Genomic DNA, 14949 nt, shown 5'->3' with positions numbered 1-14949 from the left:
GCTACGTATAGCTTGCCCCGGTTCCTCCGTCCGGATAATCGCGGCGAGGGCCGCGTTTTCCGGTCTTCGATGCGGAAACCCGAGGGGAATGAGCACCAGCGACCACAGCGAACTCCCACTGCCCGACTACGACCATCTGTCCGTGGGCGAACTGGAGCACCGCATCCGGTCCCTTTCGCACGAGGCTCTGGAACAGCTGCTCCGGTACGAGCACGAGCACGCGGACCGCACCCACGTGACCGCGCTGCTGACGGCCCGCCTCCGCCAACTGGAGGAGGGCAGCCCCCGGTCGCCCGGCAGCAGCGTGCCGCCCTCCGGGCCCAAGGGCGAGCCCGGCGGCTCCCCCGTCAGCCCGGCCACCTCCCCGGAACCGTACAACCCGCCGCCGCACGGAACCCCCGACCAGCCCGCCAAGCCGGTGGGCAACCGCTTCCGCTGACGGCCGCCCCCGCGCGGCAGCCGGCCCCCGGAGCCCTGGTCCGCTCCGGGGGCCGGCTGCCGCGCGCCCGCGGGGCCGGGGCCGGTCCCGCCTCAGGCCTCCTCGGCCCGGGCGGAGGGCAGCAGCTCGCGGATGTCCGGCGGCAGGACGTGGCCCACCTTGGTCATCAGCTCGGGGGAGACGGCCGCGTCCAGCACCTCCAGCACGGCCGCCGCCTCCCGCACGGCCACGTCCTCCGAGGCCCGGGAGCGCCAGGCCACCCGCCCGGCGAAGGTGGTCAGGTCGAAGGGCTCGCCGCGGGTGCGCGCGTGCTCGCGCTGCCGCGGCGAGGCCTCGTGCCCGGACACCACCCGGCGCAGCGACTCGGCGGCTTCGCCGGGCAGTTGGGCGGCCAGGTGGTCGGCCACCCCGTCGGGTACGCGCTCGGCCAGGGTCTCCAGCGTGGCCCGCAGGGCCCGCTCCGCCGCCTGCCGGTCGGGCAGGTCGGCGTGTGACTGGATCCGGCCGGTCAGTTCCTCGTAGCGCATGGTCGGCACCTCTCGTCGGTTCCTCGGGCCCCGGGCCGCTTCCGGGCGCGGGGAGCCCCTGGGACGGGTGACCCGGGCACCGGGCGCCGACACCTGCCGCCTCCGCCGGCCCCGCCGCCCCGGGGCGCCACCGTCCGCCGTTCCCGTTCCCGTTTCCGCGACGCAGAGCGGGGCATCCGTTACGGATCCGACCATTCGGAGGTGAGTGACGTGCCAGGACGGAAGGAGCTCCCCTCGACCCTGGAGCGCTCCCCCAAGGAGGCGCAGCGCACCTGGATCAAGGCCCACGACTCCGCCGTCGAGGAGTACGGGGAGGGGCGCCGCGCCCACCAGACGGCCTTCAGCGCCCTCAAGCACAAGTTCGAGAAGGTGGGCGACCACTGGGAGCGCAAGGAGGGCGGCCGCAAGGGCCCCTCGGACTCCCGGGCGGCGAGCCCGCGCGGCAGGGGCGGACGCAGCGGCGAGGGCGTCGACGAGAACGCCAGCAAGGAGCACCTGTACTCGGTCGCCCGGCGGCTGGAGATCGACGGCCGCTCCCGGATGACCAAGGACGAGCTGCTGCGGGCCATCCGCAAGGCGAACCGCTCCAGGACCCGCCGGGCGCGCTCCTGACCCCGGTGCGGTGCCCGCCGGAAGGCCGGCGGGCACCGCACCGGAGGCCCGCGCTTCCGGCGTCGGCGCGGGCCCCGGCAGCGCCGCCCCGCCGCCTCAGCCGACGTACCGGCGGGCGGTGGAGCGGCGCTGCTCCGCTTCCAGCAGCCGCAGCCGCTCCTCCACCCCGGACGGCACCACGCGCCGCTCGCGCAGCACCCACGGCAGCCCCGCGAGGGCACGCCCGAACGCCCGCGCCGACACCGCGTCGTGCGGCACCGTGCGGGCCAGGTGCCAGGTGCGGCGCAGCGCGGCGGGCAGCGGGCGGCGCAGCCAGCCGAACCACAGGGTGTTGCGCAGCCCGTCCTCCCGCCGCCCGGTGGCGTCCCGGGCCGCCGGGGCGTGGTGGACCGTCAGCTCCTCCGCGTACGCCAGCCACCAGCCGCGCACCATCAGGTCGGTGGCCATCAGCTCCTCCTCGCCGCCCAGCCACAGCCGCGGCGAGAAGCCGCCCACCGAGCGGAAGGCGTCCGTGCGCAGCACCGTCGCCGCAGCGAGGAACGACCCCAGCGGTGGGCCGGGCAGCCAGTCGGGGCCGGTCAGCGGCGAGTGGCGCAGCTCGGCCACGATCGGGTCCTCGGTGCCGCCGGGCTCCACCACGATCCGTGCGGTGACCGCCGCCAGTCCCGGGCACGCGTCCAGCAGGTCGGCCGCCGCGCCCAGGGAGCCCGGCTCCCACCACGAGTCGTCGTCGCAGAAGGCCACGTACGGCGTGGTGACGCGCTCCACCGCGACGTTGCGCCCCACCGCCCCCAGGTTCCGCTCCGCGCGCAGCAGCCGCACCCGGGGGTGGGCGCGGGCGACCGCGGCGGAGGTGCCGTCCGACGAGGCGTTGTCGACGACGAACACGGGCGGGCGCTCGGGCAGCTCGGCCAGCCGGCCGAGGGTGTGCAGCAGCTCCTCCCGGCGGTCGCGGGTGATCACCACGACCGACACCCTCGGGTCGGGGTCCCCGGCCCCCCGGAAGGCGGGGGCGGACTCGGCGGGCACGGACTCAGCGGTCACGGCGTTCCTGTCCTTCCAGCCGGCGTGCGGCTTCCTCGACGTACGGCGGCAGCGGCCGGCGGGCGCGCAGCGCGGCGGGCAGCCGGGCCAGCGCGCCCAGCAGCGCACCGCGGGCGACCGGGTCGCGCGGCGCCTCGGCGGCCAGCGCACGGGTGCGGCCGAGCGCCACCGGCAGCGGGCGGCGCAGCCAGACGGTGAGCAGCTCGTTGCGGCTCTGCCGGGCGGAGCGGCCGCTGCGGCCCGCGACGGCATCCGGATGGTGGTGCGCCACCACCTCCGGGCAGTGGCTGACCCCCCAGCCCCGGGCTGACAGGTCGTAGGCCAGCAGGGTCTCCTCGGCGCTGAAGAACAGCAGCGGATGGAAGCCCCCGACCTCCAGGAAGGCCGAGCGCCGCACCACCGACGCGCAGGCCAGGAACCCCAGGACCTGCGGTCCGGGCAGGTCGCCGGCCAGGCCCAGCGGAGAGGCGGCCATGACCTCGTTGAGCGGATCGGGCTCCTCCCCGGGGCCCACCAGGGTGCGTGCGGCGATCAGCCCCAGCCGGGGGTGCCGCTCCATCAGCGCGGTGGCGCGGGCCAGGGAGCCCGGCTCCCACCAGGAGTCGTCGTCGCAGAAGGCGACGTAGGGCGTCTCCAGCGCCGACGCCCCCAGGTTGCGGGCGAGCGCCCCGCGGTTCTCCGGCAGCGGCAGCAGGGCCACCTGCGGGAAGAGGGTGCGCACCATGGTGCGGGTGTGGTCGGTCGAGGCGTTGTCGACGACCAGGACCGGCGGCCGCTCGGGCAGGTCCGTCAGCCGGCGCAGGGTCCGGGCGAGGCTGTCGGCGCGGTTGCGGGTGGCTATGACCACTCCCGTCGGCGCGGAGGTCATGCGGGGGGCACCTCCGGCAGGCGCGACAGCGCGTCCAGCACCTCCTTCGGCCGGATGCGCACCAGCAGCGGGTCGGGGCTGCGCCCGTGGGGGTCGCCGGGCGGGCCCGGGTGCCACAGCACCCGGTGGCGCTCCAGCGGCGGCGGGCCCCACCGGCTCGGCGGGACCGGGCCGAAGAGGGTGACCGACGGGGTCCCGCAGGCCACCGCCAGGTGGGCCACGCCGGTGTCGCCGCTCACCACGGCCGAGGCGCCGGCCACCAGCGCGGCCAGCCGCTCCAGCGGCGGGGAGCCGTACACGTCGGAGTCGGGCAGGCGGGCGAGTTTGGCCAGCCGCGCCAGCAGCTCGTACTCCCGGGGGCCGCCGGTGGCCACCACGTGCCGCCCGGCGCGCCGCAGTTCGGCGGCCACGGCCGCGTACCGCTCCACGGGCCAGCACCGCGCCGGGGAGCCCGCCCCGGGGTGGACGACCACCGCGCCGGGGGCGGGCGACGGCACGGCGGGCGGCGGCAGCCGCAGGTCCCCGGGGTCGGCGGGGATGCCGTACCAGGTGAGGAACCGGCACCAGCGGTCCCGCTCGTGCTCCTCGGCGTACCACTCGGGGCCGTCGGGCGCGGCGAAGGCCAGCAGCCGGTCCGGGCCCAGCGCCTCCAGGGCGCGCATGCTCTCCGGGCCCTTGCCGTGCAGGTCGACGGCGACCTGCGGCGGCGGGCCCTGCCAGCCGGTGATCTCGGGGACGGCCCGGCCGGGCGCGGAGGCGGGCAGCAGGGCGTCGACGGCGCCGCTCAGCTCGGCGGGGACGGCCAGCTCGCGGGGAGCGGCCAGCACGATCTCGTGCCGCGGGAACCCCCGGCGCAGCGCCCGCAGGGCCGGCACCCCCGCCAGCAGGTCGCCCAGGCCCAGCGCCCGCAGCACCAGCACCCGGGGCAGCCGGGGGGCGCCCGCCGACCCGTTCACCGGCACGCTCGCCGCACCGGGCGCGCCCGCCCGCACGCCCCCGTCCCCTCCCGGTGCGCGCCCGCTCACCGCACACCGCCCCGGGCCGCGGAGACCGACACCGCCGCACGGGCGGCGATCCGGCTGCTGGACCGGCCGTCCAGGTAGGGCAGCAGCACCGCCTGGCCGCCCCAGCTCTCCACCAGCGACGCCTCGGGCAGGTCGGCCAGCGCGTAGTCGCCTCCCTTGACCCACACGTCCGGACGCAGCCGCTTCAGCAGCTCCTCGGGGGTGTCCTCGTCGAACACCGCCACCGCGTCCACGCACTCCAGGGCGCGCAGCACCCGGACGCGGTCGGCCAGCGGGTTGATGGGACGGCCCGGGCCCTTGCGGCGGCGCACGGAGGCGTCGGAGTTGAGGCAGACCACCAGGCAGTCACCGGTGCGCCGGGCGGCCTGGAGCAGCCCGACGTGCCCGGCGTGCAGCAGGTCGAAGCAGCCGCCGGTGGCCACCACCGTCCCGCCCGCCGCCCGCACCCGGGCCACCAGCTGCTCGGCGTCCTCACCGTCCGGCGGCGACGGCGGAGGGGCACCCCGGTCGGGGAAGGCCAGGGCCGCCGCGCCCCCGGCCGCCACGTACCCGGTGGCGGCCGCCACCGCGCCCCGCACGGCCGTCTCCGGCAGCGCCCCGTCGGCGAGCAGGCCGGCGGCGCTGGCCGCGAACTGGTCGCCGGCGCCGCAGGAGTCGCCGCTGTGCCGGGCCGGGGCGGGCACCAGCAGCGGGTGGTCGCCGTAGGAGAGCAGGGCGCCGCGCTCGCCGAGGGTGACGGCCACCGAGGCCGCCCCCCAGGCGTCGGCCAGCTCCCGCGCGAGCCGGGCCGCCGTGTGCAGGTTCTCCGGCTCCGCCGGGGACGGGCCGGCCGCGGAGCCGGCCCCGCGGCCGGCCGCCCGGTCGGCGAAGAGGCGGGCCTCCTTCGCCGTCGGCGTGGCCAGCCTGGTGCCCGGCACCGGCTCCCGGCCGCGCGGGTGCGGGTCCCACACCAGCGGCACCCGCAGGGCCCGCTCGGCCAGCAGGCCGCGCACGGCGTCCGCGGTGCCCCGGCCGTAGTCGGAGACCAGCAGGGCGCGGGCCGAGCCGATCGCCTCCCGGACCTCCCCGGACGGCTCCCCGGCGGGTCCGGCCGCGGCCCGGCCGTCCCCGCGGTCCATGCGGACCACCGGCCGGCCCCCGGCCAGCACCCTGGTCTTCTCCGGCAGGGCGCCGTGGAGCGGCAGCGCGACCACGGTGACCCAGGGGGCCAGCAGCTCGCGCAGCCGGACACTGGCCGGATCGCCGCCCAGGGCGGTCACCAGGGTGACCCGGCGGCCGCCCAGCGCCGCCACGTAGGCGGTCAGGGCGGCGCCGCCCGGACGCAGCAGCTCCTCGCAGTCGTCCAGCACCGGCACGGGGGCGTCGGGGGCGAGCCGCTCGGCGTGGCCGACCAGGTCGCGGTCGAGCAGGGCGTCCCCGACCACCACCAGCGGGGCGGGGCCGGAGCGCGGGGGCCGGCCGTCGGGGCCCGGCCCCGGGGCGGGGGAGGGCGGCCGGGCCGGCGGGGTCGGCGGCGTCATCCGGCGTCCCCCTTCCGGGCGGCGCGCCGGCGGGCGCCCGCGGCCGCAGCGCGCCGTCCACCGGCCGCAGCGGCCCGCCCACCGGCCGCAGCGGCCCGTCCACCGGCCGCAGCGCGCCGTCCACCGGCCGCAGCGGCCTCCAGAGCCGCGTCGAAGGCGGCGCACACCATGTGCACCGCGACCAGATGGAGCTCCTGGACCGTCGCGGTGGAGGCGGCGCGGACGCACAGCGCCTCGTCGCTGCCGGCCGCCAGCGGGTTGGGGGCGGGGCCGGTCAGCGCCCACACCGCCATGCCCGCCTCGCGTCCGGCCTCGGCGGCCGACAGCAGGTTGGCACTGGCCCCGCTGGTCGACAGCAGCATCAGCACGTCCCCCTCGCGGCCGTGGGCCCGCACCTGGCGGGCGAACAGCTCGTCCACGCCGTAGTCGTTGGCGATGGCGGTGGTCGAGGAGGTGTCGGCGTGCAGGGCGATGGCGGAGAACGGCGGCCGGTCGTCGCGGTAGCGGCCCACCAGCTCGGCCGTCAGGTGCTGGGCCTGGGCGGCGCTCCCGCCGTTCCCGGCCGCCAGCAGCCGCCCGCCGCCCGACAGGGCCCGGGCCAGGCGCTCACCCCAGTGCTGGGCGGTGTCCGCCTGGTCGCGGAAGGGCGCCAGCGCGCGCAGCAGCTCGTCGCAGTGGCCGGCGACGGTGCCCGGCGGCAGGAGGGCCGCGGCCCCCCGGAGCGCGGGGCCGGCACCGCTGCCGGCGGGGGCCCCGGAGGTGGTCTGGGAAGCGGTCTTGGGAGTCGTCATCGGGCAGCCCCCGTGGGAACGCGGTGGCCGGAGACCACCTGGGTGTACACCTGTTCGGCGCCGTCGGCGACCCGTTCCCAGGAGAAGCGGGCCAGGGCGCGTTCACGTCCGGCCTCGCCGTAGCGCCGCAGCAGCTCCGGCGAGCCGGACAGCTCCCGCACGGCGCGGGCGAGCGCGCCGGGGTCCCCGGGCGGCACCAGACGGCCGGTCACCCGGTCGGCCACCGAGTCCAGGTGGCCGCCCACCCCGGTGGCGACGACCGGCACCCCGCAGGCCATGGCCTCCAGCGGGACGATGCCGAACGGCTCGTACCGGGGCGTGGACAGCACCAGGTCCGCGCCCCGGATCAGCGCGGGCATCCGCTCGTGCGGCACGGCGCCCAGCAGCCGCACCCGGTCGGCGACGCCCAGCTCGCGCGCCAGCCGCCGCAGCCGCCGGGCCTCGGGGTCGGCGTCCAGCAGGGCGGGGTCGGGCCCGCCGGCGACCTGCAGTTCGGCGCCGGGGACCGCGGCCAGGGCCGCGACGGCCTGGTCGAACCCCTTGCGCGGCACCAGCCGCCCGATGGCCAGCAGCCGGGGGCGGCCCCCCAAGGCCCCGCGCGGCCTGTGCCGCCCCGCCGCCCGGGCCGGCCCGGGGCTGAACTCCTCGGTGTCCACGCCGCACGGCACCACCGCCGCGCGCTCCGGCGGCACCCCCATGGCGCCCAGTTCGAACACCTCGTCCGAGCAGGTCGCCAGGATCCGGTCGCACGCCAGGGCGATCCGCCGCTCCGCCGCGATCCGCTCGGACGGGCTGGTGTCGTCCGCGCCCTGGTGGCGCCGCTTGACGGTGCCCAGCGCGTGGAAGGTCTGCACGACCGGGACGCCCGTCCCGCGCGCACCGGCCAGCGCCGCCAGGCCCGACATCCAGAAGTGCGCGTGCGCCACGTGCGGCCGCCGCCCCGCCCACCGCCGCGCCAGGTGGGCGCCGAACGCGGGCATGTACTCCAGCAGGCCGTCCTTGGGCACCGCGCGCGGCGGACCGGCGGGCACGTGCTCGACGGTGACGCCCGGCACGAGGGGCACCCGGTCGGGTGGGTCGGGGGAGTCGCGCCGGGTGTAGACGGTGACCTCGTGGCCGCGGCGGGCCAGCTCCTTCGACAACTGCGCGACGTACACGTTCTGGCCCCCCGCGTCGGGGCCGCCGAGTTCGGCGAGCGGGCTCGCGTGCTCGGACACCATGGCGATCCTCATCGGGCCACCTCCTTGATCAGCCGCTCCCAGTCGTCCAGGAAGCGCGGCAGCCCGTAGCGGGCCAGTGCCGCCCTCCGCGCCCGCTCGCCGACCCGGCGCGCGTGGGCGGGGTCGGCGACGAAACCGCGGACGGCGTCGGTCAGTACGTCGAGCCGGTTGGAGAGCACCCCGGCTCCCTCGGGCACGGCCTCGGACGCCTCGGTGGTGTCGAGGGCGACCACGGGCATGCCCAGGTGCATGGCCTCCAGCAGGGACAGGCCGAGCGAGGTCCAGCGGACCGGGTGCACGTACACCCGGCACCGGGCCATGGCCCGGTGCATCTCCCGCTGGGGGAGTTCCCGGCAGCGGCAGCGCTCCGGGGGGATGCCGAGCCGCTCGGCGAGCCGCTCGGTCCGCATGCCGAAGACGTCCAGCGGCGCGGCCCCGGCGAAGCGGGGCAGCAGGTCGGTGCCGGTGGTGCGGCCGCGCCGCAGCGGCTCGTTGACCACCACCGCGGCCCGCTCCAGCTCGCCCGTCCACAGCGGCCCGGGGTCGACGATCCCGTGCTCGATGACGGTGGTGGGCGTCCGGCCGCAGTCCCAGAACAGCCGGTTGAAGTGGGTGACGTGGACGACCGTCAGATCCGTGCGGTCGGCCATCGGGTGGCGGGTGTCGGGCACGTTCCCGTCCGGCGCGTTGTGCTCCAGGTAGACGGCGGGCACGTCGCGCCCCGGCCGCCTGCCGCCCAGCCACCGCTCGGCGAGCGCGAGTTCGTGGGGGCGCTGGAGCACCACCAGGTCCACCTCGGTCTCCCGCAGCTGCTCCGGCGTCACCTCCACCACGCCGCCGGGCCAGTCGAAGGTGACGGCGCGGCCGAGGCCGTCGGGTCCCCGGTCGGGCGTGGCGGGCACCAGGTAGGTGTGCGGCCCCTGGACGAAGGCGGTGGTCCACGAGCCGTGCACGTGCCACAGCAGGATCCTCATGCGGCTCCCTCCCGGCGGTCTGCGGCGGCCGCGTCGTACCGGCCGCCCTCGGCGGTGACCTTCTCCACGGCGGCGACGACGTCCTCGGGCGTGACGTGGTCCAGGCAGGGGTGGCCGGGGACGGGGCAGGCGCGGGCCCTGGTGCCCGCGCACGGCGCCTCCTGGTCGCCCAGCAGCACCAGCGGCACCCGAAAGGGCGCCCAGCGCCCGGCGGGCACCACGGGGGAGAAGAGCGAGACCACCGGCGCCCCGACGGCGGCGGCCAGATGGGCCGGTCCGGTGTTGCCCGTGACCACGGCCCTCGCCCCGGCCAGCACCCCGGCCAGCAGCTCCGGCGAGGTGCGCCCGCCCAGGTCCAGCGCGTCCCGGCCGGCCACGTACGCGGTCAGCTCCCGCTCCTCGGGCACCCCGGTGACCACCACCCGGTGCCCGGCGGCGGCCAGGGCGGCCACCGCCTCGGCCGACCGCTCCGGGCTCCAGCGCCGGGCCGGCACGCTCGCCCCCGGATGCAGCACGACGTAGCCCGGCGGACCGGCGACCTCGCGGGCGTCCGGCGGCGGCAGCACCCGCAGCCGCCCGTCGTCGCCGGCCGGCAGGGCGAACCCCGCCGCCTCGGCCAGGGCGAGGGCGGCCTCGGCCTCGTGCGCGCGCGGATCCCGCCGGTGGCGGACGTCCAGCAGGGAACCGGGGTAGTGGACGCTGTCGGCGGCGACGCGCGCCACGCCCGCCATCCGCAGCACCAGCGCGGTCGGCAGCGGGCTCTGGTGGGCCGAGGCCAGCACCAGCGCGGTGTCGCAGCGCCGGGCCGCGATCCGCCCGACGGCCTCCTCGATCCCGGCCCGGTCGGTGGGGGGCGGGTCGAAGCCCACCCAGGGGGCGTCCCAGACCAGGACCTCGTCCACGCCGGGCAGCATCCGGCCGGCGGGCGCGCCGCGCGGTCCGCACAGCAGCGTCACGTGGTCGGCCCGTGCGGCCACGGCCCGTACCGCCGGGCCGGCCAGCAGCACGTCGCCGAAGCTGTCCAGGCGTGCCACCAGTGCTCTCACGACGGCCTCCGGGCGGTTGTGCGGACGGGCGGGGGATCGGCGGGGGCGGACACCGGCGCCCGGCGCCGCCCGGGGCCGCGGACCGGTCCGCGGACCGGTTGCGGCGGGGCAGGGCCGCCGCCCGGCGGCCACGGCCCGTCCAGGGCGACCCGCACGGCGGTGAGGAGGTCCGGGGCGACGGCGGGCGCCTCCTCGACCTCCTCCGGGAGCGTCACGGGGGTGGGGACGAGCACGCCGCGGGCGCCGGCGGCCCGCGCGGCGCCCATGTCGGAGCCGATGTCCCCGACGACCACGCACTCGGCGGGGGCCACGCCCAGCCGCCGGGCGGCGTCCAGCACCAGTCCCGGGGCGGGTTTGCGGCAGCCGCAGCCGTCGTCCGGGCCGTGCGGGCAGACGGCCCAGACGTCCACCGGGCCGAGCAGCTCGTCGATCCGGGCGTGCACCCGGCCCATGTCGTCCCAGCCGATCAGCCCGCGGGCGATGCCGGACTGGTTGGTGACCACGGCGACCGGCACGCCCCGGGAGCGCAGCAGCTCCATCGCCTCGGCCGCCCCCGGCATCGGGCGGACCAGGGCGGGGTCGCCGTTGTAGGGGACGTCCTCCACGAGGGTGCCGTCCCGGTCCAGGAGCACCGCGCGGACCGCCGCCGCACCCGCCGTCATGTGCCGCCTCCCCGGCTCGCGGAGCCGCCGCTCCCGGCCCCGCTCCCGGCCCGGTACCCGGTGCCGGGGCCCTCACCGGGCCCGCCCCCCGGGCCGGCGGCGGGCGCGCGGGCGCCCTCCCAGGGGCCGGCGCCGCGGTGGCGCAGCGTCCCGGCCAGCCGGTGGTACACCGCCAGCGGCGGTATCAGCACGCTCGTCGCCAGCATGGTGGTGACCTCCTCGCGGGTCCGGGGGCCGGGCGAGATCCGGGCCCGGGCGAACTCGGCCGTGCCCAGCAGCCACCCCGCCCCGGCCAGCGCGGCGGCCCCGCGCCGCCCCGCCGCGGCCAGGACGAGGGCCGCCGCCGCGGCGGCGGTGACGGCGGCGTGGCGGCGGATGCGGCCCCTGGGCGCGGCGGCCCGCCGCCACCAGGCGGGGCCGTGCAGCCGCAGCATCAGCGCGTCGTCGGCGTTGCCGCGCTGCATCCGCAGCGACACCCAGCGGTCGGCGGGGCGCACGGGGTGGACCGTCAGCCGGCTGCCGCGCCGGATGCGCCAGCCGTCGTCCAGCACCCGCAGCGCCAGGTCGGCGTCCTCGCGGAAGGCGCGGGGGAACCGCTCGTCGAAGCCGCCGACGGCCTTGAGCACCTCGGTGCGGTAGGCCATGTCGGCCGTCGCCCAGCGGGCGCGGGCCAGCCCGGCGGTGTTGCGCTCCCAGTCGGTGGCCCGCCGGCCGGCGGGCAGCGGCACGTCCAGCACGCCCTGCACCCCCGCGACGGTGGGGTCGGCCCCGGCCAGGTCGCGCACCAGGGACTCGCGCCAGCGGGCACCGACGCGCACGTCGTCGTCGAGGAAGGCCACCCACGGGGCGGTGACCAGGCGCCAGCCGATGTTGCGGGCACCGGCCGGGCCGCGGCCGCCGGTCTGCACCACGGTGGCGCGCTCGCGCAGCGGCCCCAGCTCCTCCAGCGACAGCTCGTCGCGGAGCGGTTCGGGTTGCGGGCGGTCGTCGACGACCACGATCTCGCGGGGTTCGGGCCCGATCGAGGAGGCCAGTGCCGCCAGGCAGTCGGCCAGGCAGGGGCGGCCGACGGTGGGTATGACCACCGAGTAGCCGGTGGCGGCCGTGTGCGGGACGCTCATGCGAACGCCCTCCCGCGCCGGACGGCGAACGGGCCGATGGCCAGCAGGTCCACGGGTGAGGAGCCGAAGCACTCCAGCGCGTCGCGCGGGGAGTCCACCATCGGACGCCCGGCGGTGTTGAGGCTGGTGTTGACCACCACCGGCAGCCCGGTGCGGCGCTCGAAGGCGTCCAGCATCCGCGCCACCAGCGGCTCGCTGCCGGGGTCCACCGTCTGGATGCGCGCGGTGCCGTCGACGTGCACCACGGCCGGGATGCGGTCCCTCCACTCGCGGGCCACGTCGTGCACGAACAGCATGTACGGGCTGGGCACCGGCCCGTCGAAGATGTCCGCGGCGCGGCGCTCGGCGACCATCGGCGCCACCGGGCGGAACTCCTCGCGCCCCTTGACCCGGTTGAGCCGTTCCAGGTTCTCCGCCCGGCCGGGGTGGGCCAGCAGCGAGCGGTGGCCCAGCGCCCGGGGACCGTACTCGCTGCGGCCCTGGAACCAGGCCACGATGCCGTCGTCGGCCAGCGTCCCGGCGACCGCCTCGGCGATGTCGGCGGGGCGGTCGTAGGGGACGGCGGCCTCCTTCAGGAAGGCCTCGATCTCCCCGTCCGTCCAGCCCCGCCCCAGGTCGGCGCCGGGCATCGGCTGCGGCGACTCGTCGTGCGCGGCGGCCAGGTGGAGGGCCGCGCCCAGCGCGGTGCCCGCGTCACCGGCCGCGGGCTGCACCCACACCCGCTCGTAGGGGCCCTCGGCGGCGATCCTGGAGTTGGCCACGCAGTTGAGCGCGACGCCGCCGGCCATGGTCAGCTCGCGTCCGCCGGTCTCGGCGTGCAGCCAGCCGACGAGGTCGAGCAGGGTCTCCTCCAGCACGGCCTGGGCGCTGGCGGCCAGGTCGGCGTGGTCCTGGGTCCAGTCGGTGCCCGGCCGGCGGGCCGGGGCCAGCGCCGTCCACTCCACGCCGTGGGCGGCGAAGCCGCCCTTCCCGTCGCTGTGCACCCACTGCCGCAGCTCGGGCAGGAAGCGCGGCTTGCCGTAGGAGGCGAGCGCCATCACCTTGTACTCGTCGCTGGAGCGCAGGAAGCCCAGGTGCTCGGTCAGCTCCTCGTAGACCAGCCCCAGGGAGTGCGGCAGCCGCTGTGCGGCCAGCACCTCCAGCCGGTCGCCGTGGTAGCGGCCGGACAGGTGCGAGGCGGACTCGCCGCGCCCGTCGAGGACCAGCACGGCGGTGTCGCGGTGGGGTCCGGCGATCCCGGCGGAGGCGGCGTGCGCCATGTGGTGGGGCACGAAGCGGACGATGGAGGGGTCCAGGCCCGGGAGCGCCTCGGCCAGGAAGGAGGGGGCGCGGCGGGCGTACTCCTGGCGCAGGTGGTCCCAGGGGTCGTCCAGGCCCAGGGAGTCGGCCGGAGCCGCCAGGCCGGGGTCGAAGGAGTAGGCGACGGCGTCCAGGTCGGCGGGGGAGAGGCCCGCCTGCGCCAGGCACCAGGCCGCCGACAGCTCGGGCATCTCCCACGCGGAGAAGGGGACCGGCCGCTTGCCGTGCTTGCGCCTGCTGAACCGTTCCTCTTCGGCGGCCGCGACCGTGCGGCCGTCGATCACGAGCGCCGCCGCCGGGTCGTGGAAGACGGCGTTGATGCCCAGGATCCGCATGAAGGGTGCCTCCGTCGTGTTGGCCCCGATGGCAGGGGGACGCTGTGGCCCCCGGGGTTGCCCTGGGCAGCGGAATCAAACGTGCTCGGTCGACTCTTTGCGGGGGAAGTGACTCCTGTGGGTGACCGGACGGGCCCCGGCCGGCCCCGGGGAGCCGGATCTCCCCGGCCCGCGTCCGGGGCCGGGAGGAGGTCAGGCGGCGGCGCGGCGGGCGAACCACTCGATGGTCCGCTCCAGCCCCTCCTGCCACCCCACCCGCGGCTTCCAGCCCAGCCTCTCCCGGGCCAGGGTGGTGTCCGGGCAGCGCCGGGCGGGGTCGTCCCCGGGCCGCTCGACGAACGTGATCGGCGAGGACGAGCCGGTCAGCTTCACGATCCGGCGGGCGATGTCCAAGACGGTGGTCTCCTCCTCGCCGCCGATGTTCACCGGGCCGGGCAGATCGCTCTGCGCGAGCGCCACGATGCCCGCCACGGTGTCGTCGACGTAGCACAGCGACCGGGTCTGGCTGCCGTCCCCGGCCACCGTCAGCGGCTCGCCCGCCAGGGCCTGCCGCACGAAGGTGGGCACCGCCCGGCCGTCGCCGGCCCGCATCCGGGGGCCGTAGGAGTTGAAGATCCGCACGATCGCGGTGTCGGTGCCGTGCACCTGCCGGTACGCGGTGACCAGCGCCTCCGCGTACCGCTTGGACTCGTCGTAGACGCTGCGCGGGCCGACGGGGTTGACGTGCCCCCAGTAGTCCTCGCGCTGCGGGTGGACCTGCGGGTCGCCGTACACCTCGGAGGTGGAGGCCAGCACCATCCGGGCACCGTCGCGGGCCGCCAGCTCCAGGGCGTTGCGCGTGCCGCCGCTGCCGGTCTCCAGCGTCTCCAGCGGCATCCGCAGGTAGTCGGCCGGGGAGGCGGGGCAGGCCAGGTGGAAGACCAGGTCGAAGGGACCGCCCGGCAGGTCCGCCAGGGCGCCCGGAGCGGACGCGTCCCGCCGCACGAAGGCGAAGCCCGGCCGGCTAAGCAGGTGGGCGACGTTGCTCTCGGCGCCCGAGAGGAGGTTGTCCACGACCAGCACCTCGCAGCCGTCCGCCAGCAGCCGCTCGCACAGGTGCGAGCCCACGAAACCGGCCCCGCCGGTCACCACGGCCCGCCGCCGCTCACGTTCACCCGTCATCAGCGACCTTCTTCCTTCGGTTCCCTCTGGTTGGTGTAAGGAGGCGGTCCGCTGCGTACTCGAAGACCATGAACGAAACGCACCCGGACCCCGACCCCCGCCAGACCCCCGGCCTGGAGGGAGGCAACTCGGTACCGCCGGGCGAGACGCCGCCCGGCGAGAGCAGCACCCCCGCGGGGGCCCCGGACCAGAACGCCAACACGCCGAGCGGCTGGGGGCCGGCACCGGTGATCGTGCTGCTGGTCCTGGGCGTCCTCATCGCAGGGTTCTTCCTCGCCTACGCAGTGGCACTGTGAGCCCGAGTC

16 protein-coding genes are annotated in these 14949 nt (G+C 77.8%); 3 read left to right on the top strand and 13 right to left on the bottom strand.

The features are described 5' to 3' along the window. Positions 1-88: 88 nt before the first annotated feature. Complete coding sequence (locus tag ACFSJS_RS13455) at positions 89-439, top strand: DUF8129 domain-containing protein (protein WP_380899840.1); 351 nt, start codon at positions 89-91, stop codon at positions 437-439. Between the two features lie 92 nt (positions 440-531). Here ACFSJS_RS13455 and ACFSJS_RS13450 read toward each other — a convergent pair whose 3' ends face one another. Continuing rightward, positions 532-966, bottom strand: a complete 435-nt coding sequence (locus ACFSJS_RS13450; RefSeq protein ID WP_380899838.1) for a DUF2267 domain-containing protein — start codon at positions 964-966, stop codon at positions 532-534. A 210-nt stretch (positions 967-1176) separates the two neighbouring features. Between ACFSJS_RS13450 and ACFSJS_RS13445 the strand changes: the two genes are divergently transcribed. After that, on the top strand, positions 1177-1578 hold the full coding sequence (locus ACFSJS_RS13445) for a ChaB family protein (protein ID WP_380900277.1): 402 nt from the start codon (positions 1177-1179) through the stop codon (positions 1576-1578). Between the two features lie 96 nt (positions 1579-1674). Here ACFSJS_RS13445 and ACFSJS_RS13440 read toward each other — a convergent pair whose 3' ends face one another. The 12 genes from ACFSJS_RS13440 to ACFSJS_RS13385 all read right to left on the bottom strand — a co-directional run bounded on the left by ACFSJS_RS13440 (position 1675) and on the right by ACFSJS_RS13385 (position 14644). Beyond that, positions 1675-2622 carry a glycosyltransferase family 2 protein gene (locus tag ACFSJS_RS13440; RefSeq protein WP_380899836.1) on the bottom strand — a complete coding sequence of 316 codons (948 nt, stop codon included), beginning with the start codon at positions 2620-2622 and terminating at the stop codon, positions 1675-1677. Then, the gene (locus tag ACFSJS_RS13435) at positions 2612-3490 is read right to left on the bottom strand and encodes a glycosyltransferase family 2 protein (RefSeq protein WP_380899834.1); all 879 of its coding nucleotides are present in this window, start codon (positions 3488-3490) and stop codon (positions 2612-2614) included. The genes ACFSJS_RS13440 and ACFSJS_RS13435 overlap by 11 nt, the downstream gene beginning before the upstream one ends. Next, positions 3487-4452 carry a glycosyltransferase family 9 protein gene (locus tag ACFSJS_RS13430; protein ID WP_380899832.1) on the bottom strand — a complete coding sequence of 322 codons (966 nt, stop codon included), beginning with the start codon at positions 4450-4452 and terminating at the stop codon, positions 3487-3489. Before ACFSJS_RS13430 ends, ACFSJS_RS13435 begins: the two co-directional genes overlap by 4 nt. 59 nt (positions 4453-4511) lie before the next feature. Beyond that, positions 4512-6035 (bottom strand): D-glycero-beta-D-manno-heptose 1-phosphate adenylyltransferase, encoded by a 1524-nt coding sequence (gene rfaE2, locus ACFSJS_RS13425; RefSeq protein ID WP_380899830.1) that lies wholly within the window; start codon positions 6033-6035, stop codon positions 4512-4514. Continuing rightward, complete coding sequence (locus ACFSJS_RS13420) at positions 6032-6736, bottom strand: D-sedoheptulose-7-phosphate isomerase (RefSeq protein ID WP_380900275.1); 705 nt, start codon at positions 6734-6736, stop codon at positions 6032-6034. Before ACFSJS_RS13420 ends, rfaE2 begins: the two co-directional genes overlap by 4 nt. Before the next feature lie 86 nt (positions 6737-6822). Beyond that, positions 6823-8058 (bottom strand): glycosyltransferase, encoded by a 1236-nt coding sequence (locus ACFSJS_RS13415; protein WP_380899828.1) that lies wholly within the window; start codon positions 8056-8058, stop codon positions 6823-6825. Further along, positions 8055-9020: a glycosyltransferase gene (locus ACFSJS_RS13410; RefSeq protein ID WP_380899826.1), complete on the bottom strand. Its 966-nt coding sequence runs from the start codon at positions 9018-9020 to the stop codon at positions 8055-8057. Before ACFSJS_RS13410 ends, ACFSJS_RS13415 begins: the two co-directional genes overlap by 4 nt. Beyond that, the gene (locus ACFSJS_RS13405; RefSeq protein WP_380899824.1) at positions 9017-10066 is read right to left on the bottom strand and encodes a glycosyltransferase family 9 protein; all 1050 of its coding nucleotides are present in this window, start codon (positions 10064-10066) and stop codon (positions 9017-9019) included. The genes ACFSJS_RS13410 and ACFSJS_RS13405 overlap by 4 nt, the downstream gene beginning before the upstream one ends. Next, positions 10063-10728 carry a D-glycero-alpha-D-manno-heptose-1,7-bisphosphate 7-phosphatase gene (locus ACFSJS_RS13400; RefSeq protein ID WP_380899822.1) on the bottom strand — a complete coding sequence of 222 codons (666 nt, stop codon included), beginning with the start codon at positions 10726-10728 and terminating at the stop codon, positions 10063-10065. Before ACFSJS_RS13400 ends, ACFSJS_RS13405 begins: the two co-directional genes overlap by 4 nt. Beyond that, positions 10725-11849, bottom strand: coding sequence for a glycosyltransferase family 2 protein (locus ACFSJS_RS13395; RefSeq protein WP_380899820.1), 1125 nt, complete (start codon positions 11847-11849; stop codon positions 10725-10727). Before ACFSJS_RS13395 ends, ACFSJS_RS13400 begins: the two co-directional genes overlap by 4 nt. Further along, a complete protein-coding gene (locus ACFSJS_RS13390) occupies positions 11846-13483 on the bottom strand; it encodes a carbamoyltransferase family protein (protein ID WP_380899818.1) in 1638 nt (545 codons plus the stop codon). Before ACFSJS_RS13390 ends, ACFSJS_RS13395 begins: the two co-directional genes overlap by 4 nt. A gap of 192 nt (positions 13484-13675) precedes the next feature. After that, positions 13676-14644, bottom strand: coding sequence for a UDP-glucuronic acid decarboxylase family protein (locus ACFSJS_RS13385; protein ID WP_380899816.1), 969 nt, complete (start codon positions 14642-14644; stop codon positions 13676-13678). A gap of 68 nt (positions 14645-14712) precedes the next feature. Between ACFSJS_RS13385 and ACFSJS_RS13380 the strand changes: the two genes are divergently transcribed. Next, positions 14713-14940 carry a DUF6480 family protein gene (locus tag ACFSJS_RS13380; RefSeq protein WP_380899814.1) on the top strand — a complete coding sequence of 76 codons (228 nt, stop codon included), beginning with the start codon at positions 14713-14715 and terminating at the stop codon, positions 14938-14940. Positions 14941-14949: the final 9 nt, after the last annotated feature.

The sequence above is a fragment of the Streptomyces desertarenae genome (assembly GCF_042681365.1).
GTDB lineage: Bacteria > Actinomycetota > Actinomycetes > Streptomycetales > Streptomycetaceae > Streptomyces > Streptomyces desertarenae.
This window is presented reverse-complemented; position numbering and strand designations above follow the sequence as displayed.

Excerpts from the sequence above, each read along its gene's own strand:
- ACFSJS_RS13455 (WP_380899840.1), top strand. The coding sequence starts at position 89 with ATGAGCACCAGCGACCACAGCGAACTCCCACTGCCCGACTACGACCAT.
- ACFSJS_RS13450 (WP_380899838.1), bottom strand. The coding sequence starts at position 966 with ATGCGCTACGAGGAACTGACCGGCCGGATCCAGTCACACGCCGACCTG.
- ACFSJS_RS13435 (WP_380899834.1), bottom strand. The coding sequence starts at position 3,490 with ATGACCTCCGCGCCGACGGGAGTGGTCATAGCCACCCGCAACCGCGCC.
- rfaE2 (WP_380899830.1), bottom strand. The coding sequence starts at position 6,035 with ATGACGCCGCCGACCCCGCCGGCCCGGCCGCCCTCCCCCGCCCCGGGG.
- ACFSJS_RS13415 (WP_380899828.1), bottom strand. The coding sequence starts at position 8,058 with ATGAGGATCGCCATGGTGTCCGAGCACGCGAGCCCGCTCGCCGAACTC.
- ACFSJS_RS13410 (WP_380899826.1), bottom strand. The coding sequence starts at position 9,020 with ATGAGGATCCTGCTGTGGCACGTGCACGGCTCGTGGACCACCGCCTTC.
- ACFSJS_RS13400 (WP_380899822.1), bottom strand. The coding sequence starts at position 10,728 with ATGACGGCGGGTGCGGCGGCGGTCCGCGCGGTGCTCCTGGACCGGGAC.
- ACFSJS_RS13395 (WP_380899820.1), bottom strand. The coding sequence starts at position 11,849 with ATGAGCGTCCCGCACACGGCCGCCACCGGCTACTCGGTGGTCATACCC.
- ACFSJS_RS13390 (WP_380899818.1), bottom strand. The coding sequence starts at position 13,483 with ATGCGGATCCTGGGCATCAACGCCGTCTTCCACGACCCGGCGGCGGCG.
- ACFSJS_RS13385 (WP_380899816.1), bottom strand. The coding sequence starts at position 14,644 with ATGACGGGTGAACGTGAGCGGCGGCGGGCCGTGGTGACCGGCGGGGCC.
- ACFSJS_RS13380 (WP_380899814.1), top strand. The coding sequence starts at position 14,713 with ATGAACGAAACGCACCCGGACCCCGACCCCCGCCAGACCCCCGGCCTG.